The sequence below is a fragment of the Kurthia sp. Dielmo genome (assembly GCF_000307285.2).
GTDB lineage: Bacteria > Bacillota > Bacilli > Bacillales_A > Planococcaceae > Kurthia > Kurthia populi.
Map to the genome: position 1 here is coordinate 134,408 of NZ_HE578957.1, position 16,715 is coordinate 151,122.

19 protein-coding genes and 2 riboswitches are annotated in these 16,715 nt (G+C 39.9%); of the genes, 14 read left to right on the top strand and 5 right to left on the bottom strand.

All coding sequences use genetic code 11. The annotated features are described in order from the left end of the window. Positions 1–4: 4 nt before the first annotated feature. From KTHG_RS05590 to KTHG_RS05620, 7 genes are all read left to right on the top strand, one after another. Positions 5–745 carry an SDR family NAD(P)-dependent oxidoreductase gene (locus KTHG_RS05590; protein WP_139992079.1) on the top strand — a complete coding sequence of 247 codons (741 nt, stop codon included), beginning with the start codon at positions 5–7 and terminating at the stop codon, positions 743–745. Continuing rightward, positions 739–1,494, top strand: a complete 756-nt coding sequence (locus KTHG_RS05595) for an energy-coupling factor ABC transporter ATP-binding protein (protein WP_186439501.1) — start codon at positions 739–741, stop codon at positions 1,492–1,494. Before KTHG_RS05590 ends, KTHG_RS05595 begins: the two co-directional genes overlap by 7 nt. Continuing rightward, positions 1,479–2,024 carry an energy-coupling factor ABC transporter ATP-binding protein gene (locus KTHG_RS05600; RefSeq protein WP_139992083.1) on the top strand — a complete coding sequence of 182 codons (546 nt, stop codon included), beginning with the start codon at positions 1,479–1,481 and terminating at the stop codon, positions 2,022–2,024. Before KTHG_RS05595 ends, KTHG_RS05600 begins: the two co-directional genes overlap by 16 nt. Before the next feature lie 230 nt (positions 2,025–2,254). Then, positions 2,255–2,998 (top strand): energy-coupling factor transporter transmembrane component T family protein, encoded by a 744-nt coding sequence (locus tag KTHG_RS05605; RefSeq protein WP_139992085.1) that lies wholly within the window; start codon positions 2,255–2,257, stop codon positions 2,996–2,998. A 12-nt stretch (positions 2,999–3,010) separates the two neighbouring features. Next, positions 3,011–3,328, top strand: a complete 318-nt coding sequence (locus KTHG_RS05610; protein ID WP_139992087.1) for a CHY zinc finger protein — start codon at positions 3,011–3,013, stop codon at positions 3,326–3,328. Next, positions 3,325–4,290, top strand: a complete 966-nt coding sequence (locus tag KTHG_RS05615; RefSeq protein ID WP_139992089.1) for an NAD(P)H-dependent flavin oxidoreductase — start codon at positions 3,325–3,327, stop codon at positions 4,288–4,290. Before KTHG_RS05610 ends, KTHG_RS05615 begins: the two co-directional genes overlap by 4 nt. Positions 4,291–4,344: 54 nt before the next feature. Then, positions 4,345–4,445, top strand: a riboswitch (SAM riboswitch). An 82-nt stretch (positions 4,446–4,527) separates the two neighbouring features. Beyond that, positions 4,528–5,274, top strand: coding sequence for a cyclase family protein (locus tag KTHG_RS05620; protein WP_139992091.1), 747 nt, complete (start codon positions 4,528–4,530; stop codon positions 5,272–5,274). A gap of 709 nt (positions 5,275–5,983) precedes the next feature. On the opposite strand, the gene KTHG_RS05625 is transcribed toward KTHG_RS05620, so the two are convergent. From KTHG_RS05625 to phaQ, 3 genes are all read right to left on the bottom strand, one after another. Next, positions 5,984–7,279, bottom strand: a complete 1,296-nt coding sequence (locus KTHG_RS05625) for a dicarboxylate/amino acid:cation symporter (protein WP_139992093.1) — start codon at positions 7,277–7,279, stop codon at positions 5,984–5,986. A 246-nt stretch (positions 7,280–7,525) separates the two neighbouring features. Beyond that, on the bottom strand, positions 7,526–8,038 hold the full coding sequence (locus KTHG_RS05630; RefSeq protein WP_126990064.1) for a PhaP protein: 513 nt from the start codon (positions 8,036–8,038) through the stop codon (positions 7,526–7,528). Positions 8,039–8,100: 62 nt separating this feature from the next. Continuing rightward, the gene (phaQ, locus tag KTHG_RS05635) at positions 8,101–8,499 is read right to left on the bottom strand and encodes a poly-beta-hydroxybutyrate-responsive repressor (protein ID WP_126990065.1); all 399 of its coding nucleotides are present in this window, start codon (positions 8,497–8,499) and stop codon (positions 8,101–8,103) included. A gap of 168 nt (positions 8,500–8,667) precedes the next feature. On the opposite strand from phaQ, the gene KTHG_RS05640 reads away from it, so the two are divergent. Together KTHG_RS05640 and phaC are read left to right on the top strand one after the other, a co-directional pair. Next, positions 8,668–9,195 carry a polyhydroxyalkanoate biosynthesis repressor PhaR gene (locus tag KTHG_RS05640; protein WP_139992095.1) on the top strand — a complete coding sequence of 176 codons (528 nt, stop codon included), beginning with the start codon at positions 8,668–8,670 and terminating at the stop codon, positions 9,193–9,195. A gap of 136 nt (positions 9,196–9,331) precedes the next feature. Continuing rightward, entirely contained in the window at positions 9,332–10,438 is a 1,107-nt protein-coding gene (phaC, locus tag KTHG_RS05645) for a class III poly(R)-hydroxyalkanoic acid synthase subunit PhaC (RefSeq protein WP_255512393.1), read from the top strand. Positions 10,439–10,449: 11 nt separating this feature from the next. Here the strand turns inward: phaC and KTHG_RS05650 are convergent, their stop codons facing one another. Then, positions 10,450–11,514, bottom strand: coding sequence for a DctP family TRAP transporter solute-binding subunit (locus KTHG_RS05650; RefSeq protein ID WP_139992097.1), 1,065 nt, complete (start codon positions 11,512–11,514; stop codon positions 10,450–10,452). Between the two features lie 80 nt (positions 11,515–11,594). Here KTHG_RS05650 and KTHG_RS05655 point away from each other — a divergent pair, with 80 nt between their 5' ends. From KTHG_RS05655 to KTHG_RS05670, 4 genes are all read left to right on the top strand, one after another. After that, a complete protein-coding gene (locus KTHG_RS05655; RefSeq protein WP_139992099.1) occupies positions 11,595–13,193 on the top strand; it encodes an ATP-binding protein in 1,599 nt (532 codons plus the stop codon). 9 nt (positions 13,194–13,202) lie between these two features. After that, entirely contained in the window at positions 13,203–13,874 is a 672-nt protein-coding gene (locus tag KTHG_RS05660) for a response regulator (protein ID WP_139992101.1), read from the top strand. A 10-nt stretch (positions 13,875–13,884) separates the two neighbouring features. Next, positions 13,885–14,226 (top strand): nuclear transport factor 2 family protein, encoded by a 342-nt coding sequence (locus tag KTHG_RS05665; RefSeq protein ID WP_139992103.1) that lies wholly within the window; start codon positions 13,885–13,887, stop codon positions 14,224–14,226. 107 nt (positions 14,227–14,333) lie between these two features. Further along, positions 14,334–14,885, top strand: coding sequence for a hypothetical protein (locus tag KTHG_RS05670; RefSeq protein ID WP_139992105.1), 552 nt, complete (start codon positions 14,334–14,336; stop codon positions 14,883–14,885). On the opposite strand, the gene KTHG_RS05675 is transcribed toward KTHG_RS05670, so the two are convergent. Continuing rightward, on the bottom strand, positions 14,882–15,616 hold the full coding sequence (locus KTHG_RS05675) for an MBL fold metallo-hydrolase (RefSeq protein WP_139992107.1): 735 nt from the start codon (positions 15,614–15,616) through the stop codon (positions 14,882–14,884). The two genes, KTHG_RS05670 and KTHG_RS05675, sit on opposite strands and share 4 nt — an antisense overlap. A 640-nt stretch (positions 15,617–16,256) precedes the next feature. Further along, positions 16,257–16,357: riboswitch (purine riboswitch) on the top strand. Between the two features lie 126 nt (positions 16,358–16,483). On the opposite strand from KTHG_RS05675, the gene KTHG_RS05680 reads away from it, so the two are divergent. Next, the coding region (locus KTHG_RS05680) for a solute carrier family 23 protein (RefSeq protein ID WP_305000239.1) at positions 16,484–16,715 on the top strand (232 nt) is incomplete at its 3' end.

The following is a 16,715-nucleotide window of genomic DNA, read 5'->3' on the forward strand; positions in this document are numbered from 1 at the left end:
CAGAATGATTTTTATTACAGGTGCTACGCGTGGCATCGGCTTCGCTCTTGCAAAACAGTTTTCGCAGGAGCCTTTAATTTTACATGGATCATCTGAACAATCGATTGCTCCCCTTCGTGATTTATTTCCACAAGCGCTCTGTCTAGCTGCAGATTTTTCAAATGAACTGGAAATTCAAGAGATGCTACGACAAATTAATCACTATACAGATACATTAACGGCAATTATTCATTGTGCAGGAAATACTAAAGATAAACGTGCGACTAATATGACATTAAAAGACTTTAATCATGTTTTTCATGTGCATGTGACGAGTTTTTTCCTTATCACAACCGCCTTACAACCGTTATTAAAGCCAATGAGTGACGTGCTTGTTATGACTTCAACAGCTGGTTTATTCGGTTCACGAGGACAATTAAACTATAGCGCAGCAAAGGGCGCTCTAACAATGATGACCTATACGTTAGCAGCAGAGTGGAAACCAGAAAAAATTCGTGTCAATGCGATTGCCCCTGCTGCTTTAACTGATATGACGCGTCCTGTAATTGCCTACTATAAACAGAAAAGTGAACAGCAACAAATTCCGTTCCCTGATTTTTGGCGTGTGGGGTCAGCAGACGATGTAGCCTACTTTGTTAAAAAATTAGTTGCACGGACAGATTTTTTTACAGGTCAAGTTTTTGGCGTGAATGGTGAGAAGTATACGCGCTATGCTGCACACATGGTGAGGTGGTCCCCGTGTTAACCGTTGAAAACACTACATACTATCATACGCCAGGGCATGGTATCGAGAATCTCTGCTTCACCGTTTACGAGCAAGATTGTCTCGTCCTACTCGGAGCGAACGGGAGCGGGAAGTCAACGGTCCTATCGTTACTTGCAGGCCTTTTAACGCCACAATCTGGGAAAATACTGTATGAAGGTAATCCAGTTAAGCCAGGGGAAATCGGGATTGTCTTTCAGCATCCTGATGATCAGTTTATTACGACGTCAGTCATGGATGAAGTTATTTTTGGATTAGAAAATTTACAAGTGCCACGCGAGGAAATGACTGCCCGCGCTTATCAGGCATTAGATGAGGTTGGTATGCGCTGGGCTATAGAACGCCATCCAATGACGCTTTCTGGTGGCGAAAAACAACGTGTTGCATTAGCAGCTGTGCTAGCGATGCGCCCGAAAATTTTACTATTAGATGAAGTGACCGCTATGTTAGATTCCCATGCACGTAGTGATTTTTACACGCTACTAAAAACATTAAAAAAACGCTATACAATTGTTATGACGACGCATATTGTTGAAGAATATTTATTTGCAAATCGCGTTTGTTACTTGCAAAATCATCGTATCGTATTTGATGGAGACTTACCTACATTTGCAGCACATTATCCGACATACGCAATGCCTTTTATCATTGAATTTCAAAGAACGTGTCATTTACCGATTTGCATTCAAACGTATGAGGAGTGTGTTAAACAAATATGGCCATCACTTTAAAGAATGTTACACTAGAGCGTTCATCACATGTTATTTTACGCGATGCTTCATTTCAATTTTCTGACAATAAATGGACGGCGATAGTAGGAGAAAACGGAGCAGGGAAATCAACGCTATTGCAAGCCATTCAACAATTTATACCGATACAGCAAGGATATATTCATCTAGACGGGAAAATAGGTTTTTTATTCCAACATGCAGATCAACAATTTTTCGAGTCAACGGTTGAGAAAGAATTACGTTTCGCTCCACGTCATTTTGGATGGTCTCGTGAAAAAACAGATGCAAAGATAGCGGAAGTGTTAAATCTTGTACAGCTAGATGCATCTATTTTACCGATGTTGCCTTATCAACTTAGTGGGGGACAAAAAAAGCGGTTAGCACTTGCTCTTGTATTTATGATGGAGCCAACTATTTTGCTAGCAGATGAACCAACAGCTGGACTTGATCCAGTGCAACGCGCACTAGTGCTGTCGATTTTGAAAAAAATGGCAACAGCAAGGACATACGATTCTTGCGATTACTCATGAATTAACGGATGTGTTAACTTTTGCAGATGATGTTTTGTTGATGGCTAAAGATGAAGCCCCTCAACTGTTTGAAACGGAGCAATTTTTCTTTGAGGTTCCAAAACGAAAAGGAGTTTATTTTCCACCACCTATTGCGATGTTTCACTTAATAGAACAACGCTTACAATCTCCGCTGCCACGCGCACGTTCAATGCCCGCACTCATCCAAATTATGAAAGAGGCGATACCTAATGGAACAAGTTATTCAATATGTAGCACGCACGTCCATTCTACATCGTCTTGATCCACGGACTAAAATAATAGGGTTAAGCTTTCTATTAATCGGTTTCACCCAAATTCACGAGTGGATACAACTTGTTTTTTCGGCATTCGTAGTCGGCTTGTTATATCATTTTGCACAAATCCCTTTTAGCTATGCGCTACATTCAATACGCCCATTACTTCTAATTTTATTGCTGACGTTGCTTTATCATAGTATGTTTTCAGGTATAACCTATTTAGCAGGATTTTTAATGGGCCTACATTATGTCCTTAAGCTTTTAATGATGATTTTAAGTGGCGTTTTATTAACAGCGACTACCAAACCACTTGAGCTTGCACTTGGACTTGAAACAATGTTGCGCCCTCTTGAAAAATGGCGTATTCCTGTTGGCCAATGGGCATTAATGATTGTTCTGGCATTACGCTTTTTCCCATTAATTATCGAAGAATGGGAACGGATTCGTCTAAGTCAACAGGCGAGAGGCATCACAATAAAACGGTTTAGACAACGGTTGTATAGCCCAGTGCAACAAGTGATTCCGCTACTCTTAGCACTCATTACACGAGCAGAACGTTTAAGCATTGCGATTGAAGCACGCGGATTTCGACAGGGGTTTAATCGAACACATTTTCATCTTCTTGCTTTTCAAAAAAAGGATGGTTATTGCATTTTATTTCCAATATTTGTATCAATCATTGTATTATTATTATAAGGAGTGACAATTATGAATCTTCGTGGTCAACTTGTAGATGAGCAAACACGCTGCGTCCACTATCATACAGCAAAGGATATTATCGCTATCAAAATGAAATGCTGTCATACATATTATCCATGCTATCAATGTCATGAGGAGGAAGCAGATCACCCGATTACGCGATGGACAAAAATGGAGTGGGATGAAAAGGCAATTCTTTGTGGGCGTTGTCATGAAGAATTGTCGATTGCGACCTATTTAGCACATGATACATGTCCACATTGTCACGCTGCATGGAACCCTCGTTGTGAGGGGCATTACCACTTGTATTTTGAAATGGAGGAATGACGATGAACACACGGATTACAGAGCTTTTTGGAATTCAACTACCGATTATTCAAGGCGGCCTAGCCTATCTGGCCTATGCTGATTTAGCGGCTGCGGTTTCAAATGCGGGCGGATTAGGTCAGGTTACGGCGTTAAGTTTACCTAATCCGGAAGCACTGCGACGTGAAATTAAGCGTACGCGTTCACTGACGGATAAGCCTTTTGGTGTCAATTTTGCGATGGGGATGCACGGAACAGGTTATGAGGCGTTTATACAAGTAGCGATTGACGAGAAAGTGCCGGTTGTATCCATTACAGGTGGAAATCCCGCTACGGTTTTAGCGATGCTAGAAGGAACGGGTATTAAAAAGCTCGTACTTGTGGCGGGTGTGCGCCAAGCACAAAAGGCAGAGGAGCTTGGCGCCGATGCCGTCATCGTCGTAGGTCAAGAAGGCGGCGGCCATTTAGGACGTGATGACTTAGGCACAACGGTCCTTACACCACGCGTCGTTGATTCGGTTTCGATTCCTGTTATTGCTTCAGGTGGTTTAGCGGATGGTCGTGGTCTTGCGGCAGGACTTGCGCTCGGTGCGGAGGGTATTGAAATGGGCACGCGTTTTATTGCTACAAAGGAATGTGTCGATGCTTCGGACTATTACAAGCAACTGTTACTCGATAGCACAGAGCAAAATACTGTCGTCGTTAAACGTTCGATTGGTGGTCCTGCACGTGTTATTCATAATGCTTTTGCGGATGAAATTTTAGCCATTGAGCAACAGACACCGACCTATGAGGCATTAAAGGAACATATTAGCGGGCAAGCGAATCGCCGGTTAATCCATGATGGTGAGGAGAATGGTATGGCCTTTGCTGGACAGGTCATTGGCTTGATTGATGATGTGCCTACTGTGGCGGAATTATTTGCGCGCATCGAAGCGGAATATAAAGCAGTAGTAACGCGTTTTTCAGAAATTTCAAAATAATACTTGCAATTCCTAGCGGATTACTTTAATATAAGTATCAACAACTAAATCACTTTCTTATCAAGAGCGTTGGAGGGACTGGCCCATTGAAGACGCAGCAACAGACATTTCGTACTGTGCTAATTCCTGTAGCATCATTTGCTAAAAGATGAGAAGAGAACGGCATCCCATTCGACACCAACCTCTTCTTATCGAGAAGAGGTTTTTTTGTTACTTAAATCGAAAGGGAGATGAGGTATGACAACCACACAGCAATCGATTCAACAGGCACTATCACTTTTAAAGGAGCGTACATGGGTGGATTTAACGCATAGCTTTAGTGCCGATACCCCCCGCTTCAATGCCTTCTCGCCGCTTGAGAAGAAAACGTTATTCGATTATTCAGCAGGCTTTTTCGCACAACAATTTACCTTTGCAGGACAATATGGCACGCATATTGATGCGCCAGTTCATTTTGTTGAAGGCGGCCGCTATTTAAATGATATTACGTTAAAAGAGCTTGTCTTACCGCTCGTTGTCATCGACGTTTCAACAGACGTCGCAAAAAATCCTGATTTTACGATTACCGTACGTGAAATCCTGTCATTTGAGGAACAGTACGGGGAAATCGATAGCGGCTCATTTGTCGCACTACGTACCGATTGGTCAAAGCGCATTGATGATAGCGAGGCATTTAATAATAAGGATGCAGACGATGTGGCTCATACGCCAGGATGGTCTGTTGAAGCACTCCGTTTCTTATTTGAAGAGCGACACATTCGCGCAGTCGGTCATGAAACATTTGATACGGATTCAAGTGAAGAATTTTATAAAAATAAAGCGCTCAAGGCAGAGCTTTATGTGTTACAGCAAGATGCTTATCAGATTGAGTTGTTGACGAATTTAGATCAATTACCCGCTAAAGGCGCGGTCATATTCAATATCGTCGCAAAACCTGATAAAGCAACAGGATTTCCGGTACGCTCATTTGCGATACTACCGTAGCACTCATTCGTGCAAGACTCATTTGTCGCTAAAAAGAGGATGGATTTTTCCATCCTCTTTTTTATTTGCTTCATTTGAAATGGACGAAATCTTCAGGAAGCGGGTTTTGGCTACGACATACTTAAAAATATGTGCCAATTCAGGACAATGGTCCGGTAAAATTTAAAACGTTTACTAACGATACCGCGTAATCTGTCAACAAAAACTGTTATTCCACGCCATCGTCAAAAATCATTATTATTTTCAACGCCCGAAAAAGGGCATTTTACGCTAGAAAGGGGTCTCTAAGGGTTCATTTTGCATAAAAAAGTACCGTTTTAGAGCGCTTGAAATACTATACGAACGAGCATCTCACATTATTTATTCAAAAAACGACAATCCGTACTGTGTAGCTCATTTATGCAGCTTGCTATGTGTGAAAATGTCCCTTTTATGCCTTAAAATACGCAAAAAACCCCCGCTAGAGGACCGAAATATGCCTGTTTTTACAAATGACTTGTACAAACTAATAGTAGTTATCTGCTTAGCTTTAGTAATTCTATATGTTTTTTCGTCATTCAATCAAATGCTTATTACATTTATAGGTGCATACACATATGAATGACACTTATTAAAAAATATGTCGTAGCCAAAAGCCGCTCCTTGGGCATCTGACGATTTTTTGCGAACAAAAAAATGGTCCTGCAATGTTTGCAAGACCATTTATAACTTAAGCATGTTCGTGACGCAAGCGCTTTTCTTCTTTTAATTCAGCGACGAGGACATCATGCTGTTTCGGATCGTATTCGTTTTCCCATTTCGCAACAACAACGGTTGCTACCGAGTTACCGATAATATTTGTAATGGCACGTGCTTCTGACATGAAGCGGTCAACACCAATTAAAAGGGCAATCCCTGCGACTGGAATCATTGGGAATGCGGCAAGTGTTGCAGCAAGGGTAATAAAGCCAGAGCCGGTTACACCAGCAGCCCCTTTAGAAGTCACCATTAAAATCAGTAGTAAATAAAGTTGTTGCCAAATGGATAGATGTACATCATATACTTGTGCGATAAACATTGCGGCCATTGATAAATAAATGGCGGTACCATCTAAGTTAAACGAATAACCTGTTGGTACAACAAGACCGACAACTTGTTTTGAACAGCCGAAGCGTTCTAATTTTTTCATAATGAGTGGTAGGGCAGATTCAGATGAAGAAGTCCCTAAAACAATTAATAATTCATTTTTAATATAGCTCAGGAATTTGAAAATATTGACGTTTGCGGCATATCGTAATACGAGACCTAAAATGACGATAACGAATAATGCCATTGTAATGTATACGCCAAGCATTAATTTTCCTAAGTTCCATAATGAACCCATACCGAAGTTGCCGATTGTATAGGCCATTGCACCAAATGCAGCAAGTGGTGAGAATTTCATTACCATCCCAACAATTTTGAAGAAAATTTGAGAGGCTTGCTCGCATAATGTAATAACTTGTTTCACTGGATCACCGATAGAAGCGGCTGCAAGGCCGAAGAATACCGCACAGACAAGCACTGGTAGTAACTCACCGTTCGCAATTGCTCCAAAGAAGTTTTCTGGTAACACACTCATAACGAATGCTTGAATACCATGATCTTGACTTGCAGCAGCCTTTGTATATTCACTAATATCTGCACCACTTGATTTAAGTGCATCTGTATTAACACCAACACCTGGTTTAATAATATGGACTACGATAAAGCCAATCGCAAGTGAAATCGTAGACATCACTTCGAAATAAATAAGTGCCTTTAAGCCGATACTGCCGACTTTTTTCATATCACCCATGCTACCAATACCCGTCACTACCGTTAGGAAGATAATTGGTGCAATAAGCATTTTGATCAATTTAATAAAGATATCTGCTAAAATTTTCAGCTGTGCGCCAAAACTTGGAAAAATCGCCCCTACGATAATCCCTAGGATAATGGCCAGCACAACTTGAACCGTTAAGTTACGTAAGTTGAATCTTTTCATACGTACACCCCTTTGTATGTAGTTAATAAAACGCTTACAAGACCTAATGTAGTACGAATTTCTGTGCTTGTGAATATTGTGGTCATAATGGTTTTTTTGGTCTTTTTGGTCTTTTGACTTTTCTGACAATGAAATATCTTCTCAAACGACAAAAAAACGCGATAAAGAATAGAATCTACTCTTTATCGCGGTTATATAATAGATGGAAATAAAAAGAGTCTGTACCACAACAGACTCTTACATTCATTATTTTACAACTGGAACGGCAGGAATTGAATCAAGTAAAGACTTGTGATTTTCTTTTAGTTTCGCTGTTAAATCTTCAATGTTTGCTAATGCTTTTTGGCGCTCTGATTTTTGCTCAGAAAGCGTTGTGTTGATTGCTTTTTCCCATTCTGTTTGCGCATTACGGATGTAATCCACGACAGCGTGGTTCGGTTTCCAAGATAATTCTTGCGCTTGCTCTGTTGCTTCTTTTAACGTATCGATCCACGTAGACAATTGTGCAGACTGTGCAGGTGTTGTGAATGCTTCAAATGAAGAAGTCACTTGTTTTTGCCAATCTTTAATCGCTTGGTTTGATTTTTCTTCGACATTCTTATAAGAAGTAAGTGCTTGATCGAATGCTGATTTTTGTGCAGCGAATGCTTCTACTGCGCGTTTTTCTGCATCTTCTTGCACCGTATTGATTGCCTTTACACTGTTTAACCAGTTGTCCCAAATAAGATCTACGCTTTTTGTTAATAGTTCGTTTGCCATGTTAAATTTCCTCCCTAATAGTGGTCATGTTTTTTTAAAGCATGAGCGGGGAGTCTTGGCTGCTAGTCGTTGGTGTCATCCGCTTCATCCGTCTTTTTACTAGCTGGCGTGCTAGGGAAAAGAAACGGATTGTACAATTTGAAGAAGTTCGTTAAGAGTTTTTGGTATTCGCCAAATGAACCGGCCCACAAGTCTAAGTAGCTCAGACCTTCTTCAGTAATGGCGTAAATACGCTTCGCTGGACCATTTTCCTCCGTATTCCACTCGGAAGTGACAAGCTCATCTTTTTCAAGCTGTCGTAAAATACGATAAAAATTTCCTCGGTCGACAGAATCAACACCGAATGTTGTCAGCTTTTCCATTAGCTCATATCCATAAGCGTTAATATCACGCAAATGGAGCAAGATGATGGGCACTAAAATGTTTTTTGGTGCGCCCATTTGTGGTTTTTTCGAATTCATTGCTATCACCTATCTTCAAATTACTTATAAGTGTAATTTACACCTATGTGCATTTTGTGTCAAGCATTTCAAAAAACTTTTTCCAAACAGTAAAATTAATTGAAATAATTGAAGATTATGGTAAAGTGAAAAATGTAAAACGATTTTATTGATAGAGGAGGAATTTACGTGACGAATCAAACATTTGATGCGTTCGGTATCTGGAAAGAGATGTACGACCGTACAGAGAGCGCATTCCGCGACTCGATTCAATCAACACTTGAACAACCCGCATTCGCAGAAGGGTTAGGGCAAGTACAAAAGCAATATTTACAATATCAAGGGCTTGTGAATGGCATGACAGAATCTTATTTAAAACAAGTAAACGTCCCATCACGCGACGAAATTGCGAGCATTGCTTCACTTGTTATTAATGTAGAGTCGAAGTTAATTGATTTAGAAGATCAATTAGACGTACAAGAGGATGCACATGATAGCCACGCAAAAGAAATTAAGCAGTTAAAAACAACGGTGAACCGTCTAGATAAGAAATTAGATACGGTCATTGAGTTATTAACGAAGCAAGTAGAGGCAAAAGCAGCGGCAACGCCAACACCAAAGGCGGCGCCGCAAAAGCCTCTGACACCAGCACCGAATGCACAAGTGAAAACAGCGGCAACACCTGCTGCAAAAAACACGCCACAGACGAAAAAATAATATTCCTAAACGAATGTGTTACATTTTCATCAACATAGAGCCACTCCTAGAATAAATGAAGCCATTTGGATATCCTTTACTTTTCCGCTAAAGGATACTGAAACATACTACTTATTTTGATATTGGAGGTTTTGTTGTGAGTAATGGAGTACCAACAGCGTCGTTCGAACAATGGATCGAAGCGATGAAATTACCAGAAGAAGCCGTGTTGCCACAGGATTTAGAGAAGATTAAACGTTTTACAGAGGTTGTAACAACGGAATCAGACCCGCAAGTAGGTCAAACGCCGAAAGAAGTTATTTGGACAAAAAACAAGTCAAAATTATACCATTATGCACCACATGCGAAAAAGACGAATAAAGTGCCAATTTTATTCATCTACGCATTAATTAATCGCTCATATATTTTAGATTTATACCCAGGAAATAGCTTAATTGAGTACTTAGTAAACGATGGCCATGATGTGTACTTACTTGATTGGGGTACAGCCGGTCACGAGGATCGTCATATGAAAATTGACGATTATATCGTAGACTACATCCCACGCGCAGTGAAAAAAGTATTAAAAGATTCAGGCGCAAAGGAACTAACAATTTATGGGTACTGCATGGGTGGTACGATGTCGACGATTTTCACATCGCTTTATAATGACATTTTACCGATTAAAAATCTTGTTTTAATGACGTCACCAACAGACTTTGAAGACGCTGGTCTTTATACGAACTGGTTAAACAAAGACACATTCCAATTAGATAAAATGGTTGATACACTTGGTAATATTCCATTTGAAATGATTGACTATGGAAATCGCTTATTAAGCCCAATCTCTAACTCGCTTGGCACATATGTTGGTCTTGCAAGTCGTATCGAAAACGACAATGCCGTGTTAACGTGGAAGCTCATGCAAAAATGGTTAAACGATGGCGTACCGTTCCCAGGGGAAGCTTATCGTCAGTGGATTCGCGACTTCTATCAAGAAAATAAACTCGTTAAAGGTGAACTAGCCGTTCGCGGTCAAGAAGTGAAGCTTTCAAATATTAAGGCGAACTTATTAAATATCTGCGCAACACGCGATAATATCGTACAGCCAGAGCAAATTAAGGCGCTAAACAAACAAGTTTCAAGTAAAGTAAACACACTTCACGAAGTACCAACAGGTCACGTGTCGGTATGTACAGGCCGCTATGCGCAGAAAGAGATTTATCCTTTCGTTAGCAAATGGCTAAAAGATCACTCGAAATAATCAAAAAACGCCTACATCACTGCGATGATGTAGGCGTTTTTTTGATGCAATTGTCGCTCGATTGCATCAAGGATGTCTCGATAGTCCTTTTGCTGAAATTCATGATAGAGTGGCTGTAATGTACGCTTCCAGCGAGCTTTTTCATGCGTGCTCAATGTGTAAAAATGCGTCCCGTATGCTTTCATACGCTTTTCATCATCCACATTCATTTTGCGCGCTATTTTTTCATTCCAGGCGCTCGCTTCCTGCATTGATAGCGTAATAATGCCTTTTGATTCAGTTGACAGGCTATCCCAAAAGCGTTGATTCATCAATACACCGTAGCCTAAAATACCATGGTTAGAGCGGGTAATATACGGCTCCTCCTTATAAAAGCTTTTGGAGTAAATATTCGATAATGTATTTTCCTGGACATCAATGGCCGCCTTAGAGATCACGCTATTGACCTCATCAAATGATACCGCCTGTGGTGTAGCACCGAGTAGCTTTGCCTGCATTGTAAGCAAGTTGCTCGCCATGGTCCGCATTCGTTTGCTTTTAAAATCCGCTAATGTTTGAATAGGTGCGTCTTTTGCAATCATTTGCTTAAAGCCATTTTGCCAAAAGCCTAGTCCATGAATGCCTTGTTTTTCTAGCGCTTGACGCAATGTATCACCGACCTCGCTGCTTAAAACACGTGTAACATCTGTTTCATCCTCAAATAAAAACGGCAAATCAAGCACGCCCCATTCAGGCACATCGTTCGAAATTTTTGAATAGGTCGGCGCAATCATTTGCACATCATTATGCTGTAGGGCCGTCATTTCATTTTCGTCATTATATAGCATGCCGTTTGGATAAAGCTCGACATGTATTTGTCCGCCAGATTTTTCCTCAACAAGTTCTTTAAAATAAAGTGCAGTGCGTCCCTTTGGCGTATTTTCAGCGACGACATGACTAAAATGAATCGTGATTTGCTCATCAAGTCCTTGCTGCTCGCTATCTCTATACGTTGTTTGTTTTGAGAGATTCGGAATCATAAAAATGCCGATAACGAGTAATAAGATAAGTACTGCTGATAAAATATATGTGCGCATCGCTTGCCTCCTGTTATACAGCCCTTATTTTACCATAGGAAACATGCTAAAATAGAGGCATTTAAGGGAGGCAATCACGAATGACTGATAAACGCGTATCCATGACAGGGAAAATTACCGCCTTAACCTTTTTTATTATCGTTTTTTCTTTTTTAATTTCAGGCCTTTTTATTATTAGTAATATTTTGAATACAGAAGAGGAACGGATAACGGAGCAGGCGATGCTTGTGGCACAAACGGTGGGCAAACTACCTGAATTGCCAACGGTTTTAGAAAATGATGCCTTAACGAATCAGCAAAAGGCAACGAAACTCAAAAAAACGATACGTGATGTACGGACGACCAATAAGGCCGACTATATTGTCGTATTGACGATGGACGGGGTGCGTTTAAGCCACCCAAAGGAATCCCTTGTTGGCTTACGCTCGCAGTCCAATGACATAGAGGATGCCTTTACCGAGCATTATTACTCAACGACCGCAAAGGGAGATTTAGGGACCGTCGCACGTGCCTTTGTGCCAGTGATGAATACTATGCATGAGCAAGTAGGGGTGGTGCTTGTTGGTTATAAACTACCAACATTTTTGGATATCGTCCATAATTTACGCGATGAGATTTTAGTTGCGACATGCTTATCGCTCTTATTTGGCGCATGGGGAGCGTTTTTACTAAGCCGTAGCATGAAGCGGGATTTACTCGATTATGAGCCGCATGAAATTGCGAAGCTCTATATTGAGCGTTCGGAAACTTTTAATGCGATGCATGAAGGGGTCATTGCGATTGATAATCATTTTATCGTGACGATTTTTAATACGAAAGCGAAGCAAATTTTAGGTGTCGATGAAGGGGATTTGATTGGGCAAAACATTTATGATATTTTGCCGGATTCGCGCTTGCCGGAGATTTTAGATTTTAATCAACCGATTTACAATAAGGAATTACTGATTAATCAGCATACCATTTTATCGAATCGTGTACCGATTGAAGTAGAAGGGGAGACAGTAGGGGCGATTGCTATTTTCCAAGATCGTACAGAGGTGAAAAAGCTTGCAGAGGAGCTGACGGGCGTAAAGGAATTTGTGCAGGCGCTACGTATTCAAAATCATGAACATAAAAATAAAATGCATACCGTAGCGGGACTCATGCAACTCGGCAATTACCGAGCTGCGTTGCAGTATATTCAAGGTGCCAAAAAAGAGCAAGACCAGCTACAGGATTTTTTGCATGAGCGCATTCAAAATCAAAATTTAGCCGGCTTATTATTAAGTAAGGTCAATCACGGTAAGGAGCTCGGCATTCTAGTCGAGATTGATGCACAGAGCTCGCTTGATTATTTACCGAAGGCGCTTGATTTTCATGATTTTGTCGTATTGCTCGGTAATTTAATCGAAAATAGCTTTGATGCACTACAACTAGCGACACATGACGATAAAAAGTTATTCATCAGCATTGACCAAAACGATCAAGTGATGACGATTTTGGTCGAGGATAACGGGATTGGTATGAGCGAGGCACAAATAGCGCGTATATTCGATAATGGCTTTACGACGAAACATTCCAAAAATCATGGGATTGGGTTATATTTAATTCAAGATATTATTCAAAAGGCACAGGGAACAATTGATGTGGAAAGTACACCAAACGCCGGGACAAGTATTGTCGTGACGTTTGAGATGTAGGGGGTAGCAATGTTACGCGTATTATTAGTAGAAGATGATCCAATGGTTCGTCAAGTAAATCAACAATTTATTGAGAATGTGAAGGGCTTTCAAGTAATTGATACTGCACATGATGGGATTGAAGGGGTAGAGAAGGCAGCGATGCTAAAGCCAGACCTTGTTTTTATGGATGTGTATATGCCTAGACAAGACGGGGTAGAGAGCTTACGACAAATTCGGGCACGTGAACTTCCGGTTGATGTGATAACCGTGACGGCTGCTAATGACCGCGAAACCATCGAAAAGCTTGTGCATCTAGGCGTCTTTGATTATATTATGAAGCCTTTTTCATTTGAACGGATGAAGGAAGCGCTTGAAAATTATGCGCGCTATAAGCAAAAGTTTACTGCGAAGGATGCCTTATCCCAGCAGGAGCTTGATGCATTATTACATAAAACACAAGATGCAGCGCTATCTAAGGAACTTCCAAAAGGCTTGAATAAGGCAACACTTGATAAGATTGTTACTTATATCGGCACGCAGCAAGCAGCCATTTCAGCAGAGGAAGTGGCGCATGGTGTTGGGCTCGCACGGGTAACCGCACGTCGTTATTTAGATTTTTTAGAAAAGCAAAAGCTTGTAGTCATTGAGATTCAGTATGGCGGAATTGGACGGCCAGTGAATCAATATCGTTTATTATAGGAGGGTATGCATGCATGATACGATTTTAGCGTTAGAGCTTGCCTTATTGAAGCCGGAAGTACGCCGTTCAAGCAAGGCTTTACGTTTGTTTTTGGCAGATGATTTTTTTGAAATTGGTAGCTCAGGGAAGGTATTGTATCAGCAGGAACAAATAGAAGAAATAGTGCTTGGCGATGTCTGTATGACAATCGATAATTTTCACATAAAGCTGCTGTCGGAGGACATTATACTTGCGACGTATCGCGTGTATAATGCGGTAAATGCACAGCATTCTTTACGAAGTTCGATTTGGAAGCGGGTAGATGGCCAGTGGAAAATGCATTTTCATCAAGGAACTCTTACGACTGCCTAATCACTTTAAAATAGTATTTTTTGATGTGCTTTGCGTAAAATTACGGGTTTTTAATTTACTTAACGCAAAAAAATATCATTTTGACGAAAGGAGATGTCTTTGTCGTTATGCGCATTCGTCGGAAGGAACATTTGGAGCCAAGTGTGTATACGTTTCATATAGAAGCTGATAACGGGAAACTTTTATATACGGCGAAAAAGAGAACGGTCCTTTGGAAACGCCTCATTAATCATACATTTCAGTCGTTATTAAATGAGACGTATATGCTGTATGACGGGAAAAACCTCGCCTTTTCCTTTAAACAGGAGAAGCAGCAGGTATGGATTAATGATAAGAAAATTGTGTATACAAAGAAAAACGGCGATAAGCATTTTTCTTGGCGATCAGGAGAGGACACGTATGAGTTTTTTTCACGGTATCAGACGCTTGTTTATGTGAAGCATCAAGATGTCGTGCAGGAGCTACCATTTAGACGGATAGGTGAGTGGCTTTCTATTGCGGATATTGTGATTGACGGAGCGGAGTATGATGAACTCGTGTGCATTTGCCTGCTATATATCAATGCCTTTTTTTCAGCAAAATATTGGTGGGGAACTGTATACGAAGCCTTGGTACGAATAAAAAAACGTCTCGAACTAATTCGAGACGTTTTTTATTAAACATGAATCCACTGGTGCTGACGTGCAAGGCGAATTGGTGATTTTTCAATCAGTTCATAAAAATCTTCTATATTATCATCATAATGCATCGCGACGATATAATGCTGCACTTCGCGTGGATAATAAGCAATTACTTCTTCGAATGTACTATGAGCACCATTTTTGGTGAAACTGACATCTTGTAAAATTAGACGTGTATTACGTGTAACAACCGATTTAAATGGACTATGCATCAAATTTTTAATATCAGAGCTATATAAAATTTGTGTACCGTCTGGCTGTGTAATGCGTGCGCCTGTGCTCAGCATATTTTTAATATGTAGGCCAGTCGTCGGTAATAATTCAATCGTAAATCCATTTACTTGATATGGTGTACGACCATCCAATAAAATAAATTCACAAAATTCCTCGATTTGTTGAAGCCCTAAACCAGGTGCTAATACGGATAACACATCTTCATACATATCGCGAAGTATGTAGACTTTCGTCGTCAAATTTTCTTTGAGACGATGTGTAATGAGCTCCTCAAGACCACCAATATGGTCAAAATGACAATGTGAGATAAAAACATTGTGTAAATCAGCATATGGGATGCCAGCTTCCTTTAACGAAAAACGTAGGGATGTACCACAATCAACAAGAAAGGCTTCACCATCAAAATCAAATAAGAAATTGTTGTGGTAAAAACGTTTCGTAAAGGCGTTCCCAACACCAAGGGGGAAAATCTTCATATATAGACCAACTCCAACGACAAAAATTTATAAAAAAAGACAATCGGCCATGTGAAAATCAATTTAATTATAATATACAATAAAACATATGAAATTACTTCTATTTTTTCTAATTTTTATAACTTCCTATAATATATATTATGTAAACTAAAATAAAAAATAGATGGTAGTATGTATATCGACCGCTCCCCATCCTTTTAAAGCAAGCGTCTTTATATTTCCCTTATAGCAAGCATATAACTATCTAACTTTATTTAATCTTAAATTCTATCTGTACAATAATAACAATCGTTCAAACAATCCAATTCGCAAATGGTTGCGTCATAAAGTCGTATAATACTTAACACATCATTACACGCTATTTCTTCGCACAGTATTTAGAAATTCATTCCTCCGCTTCTAAGGCTACTATTTTGAGCTTTCAACAAATACAAATCATATAATCACTAAAAAAAGTTAAAATGCTTAAATCCGTATGTTAAATCGCATATCACGCAATAATCGTTCGTTTTTATATCTCTTTAATAATCAAAATAGTTCGATTCCCCTAAAACGAGTCTCATTTTATTAAAAAGCATAAAATGAATGAATTTTCTTACATTTGACGTTGTAAATAATCATTGTTATTATTTCTCTATTGTTTTTAAAAGAGAATAACCCTTGTATAATTTCAAGAATATGGCTTGAAAGTTTCTACCAGCTACCAATAATAGCTTGTCTACAAGGAATGGGATACTGTAATACGTTTATTTCATTTTGTAGAGAAACTTTGACTATGCCATAGTCAAAGTTTTTTTGTTTTTCCAAGAAAATAAATCGTTTATCGCATCCTATTCATCTTTAATCTGGCAAACAGGAGCTTAACACATGAAAAACTTTTTTAAATTTGCTGAACGCGGGACTTCTTACAAGCAGGAATCACTTGCCGGGATTACGACTTTCTTATCGATTGCGTACATTCTTGTCGTGAACCCGATTATCCTTAGCCAATCAGGCATGGACCAAGGTGCCGTATTTACGGCAACAGCATTAACTGCCATTATCGGTACCCTTTTAATGGGGATTTTAGCTAACTTCCCTATCGCCATTGCGCCAAGTA